5 protein-coding genes are annotated in these 3377 nt (G+C 61.1%); 3 read left to right on the top strand and 2 right to left on the bottom strand.

Annotated features, from left to right (window positions below; translation table 11 throughout):
• The first annotated feature begins 11 nt into the window (after window positions 1-11).
• Both VGY55_16285 and VGY55_16290 read left to right on the top strand, forming a co-directional pair.
• Entirely contained in the window at window positions 12-128 is a 117-nt protein-coding gene (locus VGY55_16285) for a hypothetical protein (protein HEV2971536.1), read from the top strand.
• Between the two features lie 131 nt (window positions 129-259).
• Entirely contained in the window at window positions 260-1300 is a 1041-nt protein-coding gene (locus tag VGY55_16290) for a hypothetical protein (GenBank protein HEV2971537.1), read from the top strand.
• Window positions 1301-1392: 92 nt separating this feature from the next.
• On the opposite strand, the gene VGY55_16295 is transcribed toward VGY55_16290, so the two are convergent.
• A complete protein-coding gene (locus tag VGY55_16295) occupies window positions 1393-2388 on the bottom strand; it encodes a GGDEF domain-containing protein (protein ID HEV2971538.1) in 996 nt (331 codons plus the stop codon).
• Between the two features lie 230 nt (window positions 2389-2618).
• Window positions 2619-2882: a hypothetical protein gene (locus VGY55_16300; protein HEV2971539.1), complete on the bottom strand. Its 264-nt coding sequence runs from the start codon at window positions 2880-2882 to the stop codon at window positions 2619-2621.
• Window positions 2883-3111: 229 nt separating this feature from the next.
• Between VGY55_16300 and VGY55_16305 the strand changes: the two genes are divergently transcribed.
• Window positions 3112-3377, top strand: a 266-nt coding sequence (locus VGY55_16305) for a hypothetical protein (protein ID HEV2971540.1), incomplete at its 3' end; no start/stop codon positions are given.

Raw genomic sequence — 3377 nt, forward strand, 5'->3', positions numbered from 1 at the left:
TCATCCACGCCCTGCGCGTCGCCGTCACGTGCAAAGCGGTCGGGCCAGGGCTTTACGACTGCCTGGCGATCCTCGGCCGTCAGACGTGTTTGCAAAGAATTGAGCGGACGCTGGTAGCTTATAGTTGAGAAAGTGAGTGAGTAAGTGAGTAGGCCTGAAGAACCCCCTATCCAACACTTACTCACCCCGCACGTGCCCTTGGCACCGGCCTTGCCGCTTCTTATGCTTGAAGTAGCAACCGCACCACGGAACAAGCGACATGCCTGCACCGATCCGCCGCGTCGATGAGCTGGGATTTCCGATCCCTTCCAAGTTTGACGAATTTCAAACCGGCGAGACCGAACCCCGGCCGCCGAAGCGATCGATCTTCGAGCGGCTTGGCCAGTGGCGCTGGCTCATTCTGTTGATGGTGCCGGCGGTTTTGTTTGGTCCACAAGCGGTCAAGTTCGTCCGCAGCATCGTGGCGAATATCCAATTGGAGCGGGCCGAAAAGGACGTCCGCCGCCGCGATTTGCCCCAGGCTGTCTTTCACGCCAGTCGGGCCATCGCATGGGAGCCGGATCCTCAGCGCCGCGCTCTGGCACTAGCGTTCCGCGGCCAGCTCAACGAAAAGCTGAAGCACCTCGACGAAAGTCTGCGAGACTACGACGAAGCGATCGCCATCATCGGCCAGGAGAAGTCTCAGCCGGGGATCGCGATCGAGTTGGCGGTGCTCTATCACTACCGAGCGTGGGTTCAACATCGGCGCGGTCACGACCGCGAGGCGCTTGACGATTGCAAGACCGCCTTGGCCGTGTTTCCCGGATCACGCCAGTTTCCTGCTTCGAATTCCTCCGCCGAGTTGCTCAATCTGAAAGCCTACATCTGCGCGCTCTCCGGGTTGGAAGTCGAAGACGGCATGAAGGCGATCAACGAGGCCCTGCGGGCCGAGGGAGAGCACAATGCCGCGATGCTCGACACGCGGGCTTGCCTTGAATATCGGCAGGGGAAGTTCGACGCCGCCCTGAACGACATGGAGATGGCGGTCCCGCTGGCTGAAGCTGTGCGCAACGGTCGTCAAGTCGGCTGGGATGCCGGGCCGGTGTTCGTTGCGCCGGACGAAGAGGAGTTCGACAACGAATCGTTCGCCGTGATGCTCGATCACCGCGGCGAGATTCACCGCAAGCTGGCCGGCGAATCGAAAGACAAGGACGAGATCGAGTCGCACCGCAAAAAGGCCGACGCCGATTTCGCCCGCGCCAAGGAATTGGGCTTTGACGCGAAGCAGGACGAGGCCCTCGAGCCCGCTCCGCGTAAATAGTGGTCAGCGTCAGTCGTAGCGGAATTTCGTGAGAATTCCGTATTCAACTAGCGAGGCCCCGGAATTCTCACGAATTCCCCTACGGTTGGCGCTCAGCCCGCTTGCTCTTGCGGGATTTCCAGCGGCACGCCTTCGAGCTTTTCGAGGAGCACCGGCACGCGGTCAACTTCCGGCACCGGGCTTTCCTCGCTGGGGCGAATCTCAAGACCAGTGTGATAGTACACGCGATTGCGGCCGGCGGCCTTCGCGCTATAGAGCGCCGAGTCGGCTCGGGCGAGCAGCGTTTGCGGGTTGTCGCCATCGACGGCCGCCGCCACGCCGCCGCTGATCGTGAGCGGCAGCTTCTGCTCGACGTTGTGCCGCAGGCGATCGCTGAAGATGCATGCCCCATGAAGCGGCGTTTGCGGCATCACAATCACGAATTCCTCGCCGCCGTAGCGGGTGACGATGTCGGTGTCGCGAACGTTGTCGTCCAGCAGCTTCGCCACGGATTTGAGGATGCTGTCGCCGTAGAGGTGCCCTTGCTCGTCGTTGATCTTCTTGAAGTGGTCGATATCGACGATCACGATCGAGAACGGCAGCTCGTAGCGATTCATCATCGCGAACATCGAGACGAGCGTCTCGTCGAGCGCCCGCCGATTGCTCACGCCCGTGAGCGGATCGGTCCGCACCTCGGTGAACGTCATGAGATGATTCGACTGCTGGCGGATTTCGTCGTACGCGTTGGCGAGCTGCGCGGCGAGCTTGAGCGTCGGCCTGAGCATGCTCTCCGATTCCTTGCACAGCTCTTGCCAGGCGGTCTCGTTCTGCGTGCCGCCGAGCGAAATCATTTTGTTTTTAAACCGCACGACGCTCGCATGATGCGTGGCCAGATGGCGCCGCACAATGTCGGCGATCTTCTCCAGCTCTTTGGCGACGGCTTGAGCCCGCTTCAGCTCGCGGCGGGCCTGATTGTCGGCCTCTTCATCGCCGGCCCGACGCCGCCGCCCGATCAAATAGCCGATCAGCGTCACGGCCGACAAAGCCACCGGCGCAGGAAAATGGATCGACCACAGATCGAAGTCGCCAATGAGATTTACGAGCGACACGGCAGGTCCTATCCGACTGTTGAAAAAGGGGACTGGCTCCGAGTGACCCGTCGATTCGTCGGCGTTCTCGCTCGGCCGCGAGGTGCCTGTCCCCTTTTTCAACAGACGGGTATGTGTGCTATTGGAAGGGGCGTATCCAAACCTAGGGCGCAGTTCGCCGCGCGCCATGTTTGTTTCGCCAATGGTCCCGGGCCATCCTCGCCCTCGCAACCCGGACGGCCGCGAGCATCCTAATAATTCGACCTGGAGCCAAATCCGCGAAGACACATGCCCCCGACCACGACGGCTGCGCAAAGAACGAGCAACCAGGCGTTGCGGTCGAGATGATTGACCCATTGCAGCGCGGTGTCACATGCCTCAGAGATGTAATTCGTGGCCAACAGCCCACCGGCCGGAAGCGCAATCGCGGCCAATACGGCGGCGCTAGCAGCGCCGCGGCGGCTCTGGAAACGGCGCGACCGCCGAAAACGTGATTTTCGCGTCAATCGAAGCATGGGCAATCTCCCCTCTGCCCCGCCGACAACCCGGTGAAAGAACACAACAATTCAACTCTAGGTCAAAAAACGATGTCGTGGGGCAGACATTCTTGTTTGCCATGCAGCTTTCATGCACACCGTCGCTTCGCTCGGATCGCGCCCGCGGACTCGCCAGGTCAGTGTTCAATCTGCCCGCCGCGTTTCGCAGGCGAGACGCCGGCACCGCAGAGCGCGCTTGACAGGACCAGTGGACCGAATATCATGGCGGCAGTGGGTTTGCGACGAGGAGCCGCTCAATTTGGGTGGCCCGGACCCCACGCTCGCGTTTCCGATTCCGGAGGCGCGCCGCTTCGCGGGAGAAACATTTATGGCCGAGCGCCGGCGTGTGGAAGTGCAAGAACGTGGCGAGGTGACGATCGTCCGGTTCGTCGATCGCAAGATTCTCGACGAATCGAACATCCAAGAACTCGGCCAAGAGTTGTTTCAGCTCGTCGAAGACGAAAACCGCAAGAA

Source organism: Pirellulales bacterium (assembly GCA_035939775.1).
GTDB lineage: Bacteria > Planctomycetota > Planctomycetia > Pirellulales > DATAWG01 > DASZFO01.

What these genes read in the sequence shown, in the direction of transcription:
- VGY55_16300 (HEV2971539.1), bottom strand. Translation starts at nt 2,882, where the DNA reads ATGCTTCGATTGACGCGAAAATCACGTTTTCGGCGGTCGCGCCGTTTC.
- VGY55_16290 (HEV2971537.1), top strand. Translation starts at nt 260, where the DNA reads ATGCCTGCACCGATCCGCCGCGTCGATGAGCTGGGATTTCCGATCCCT.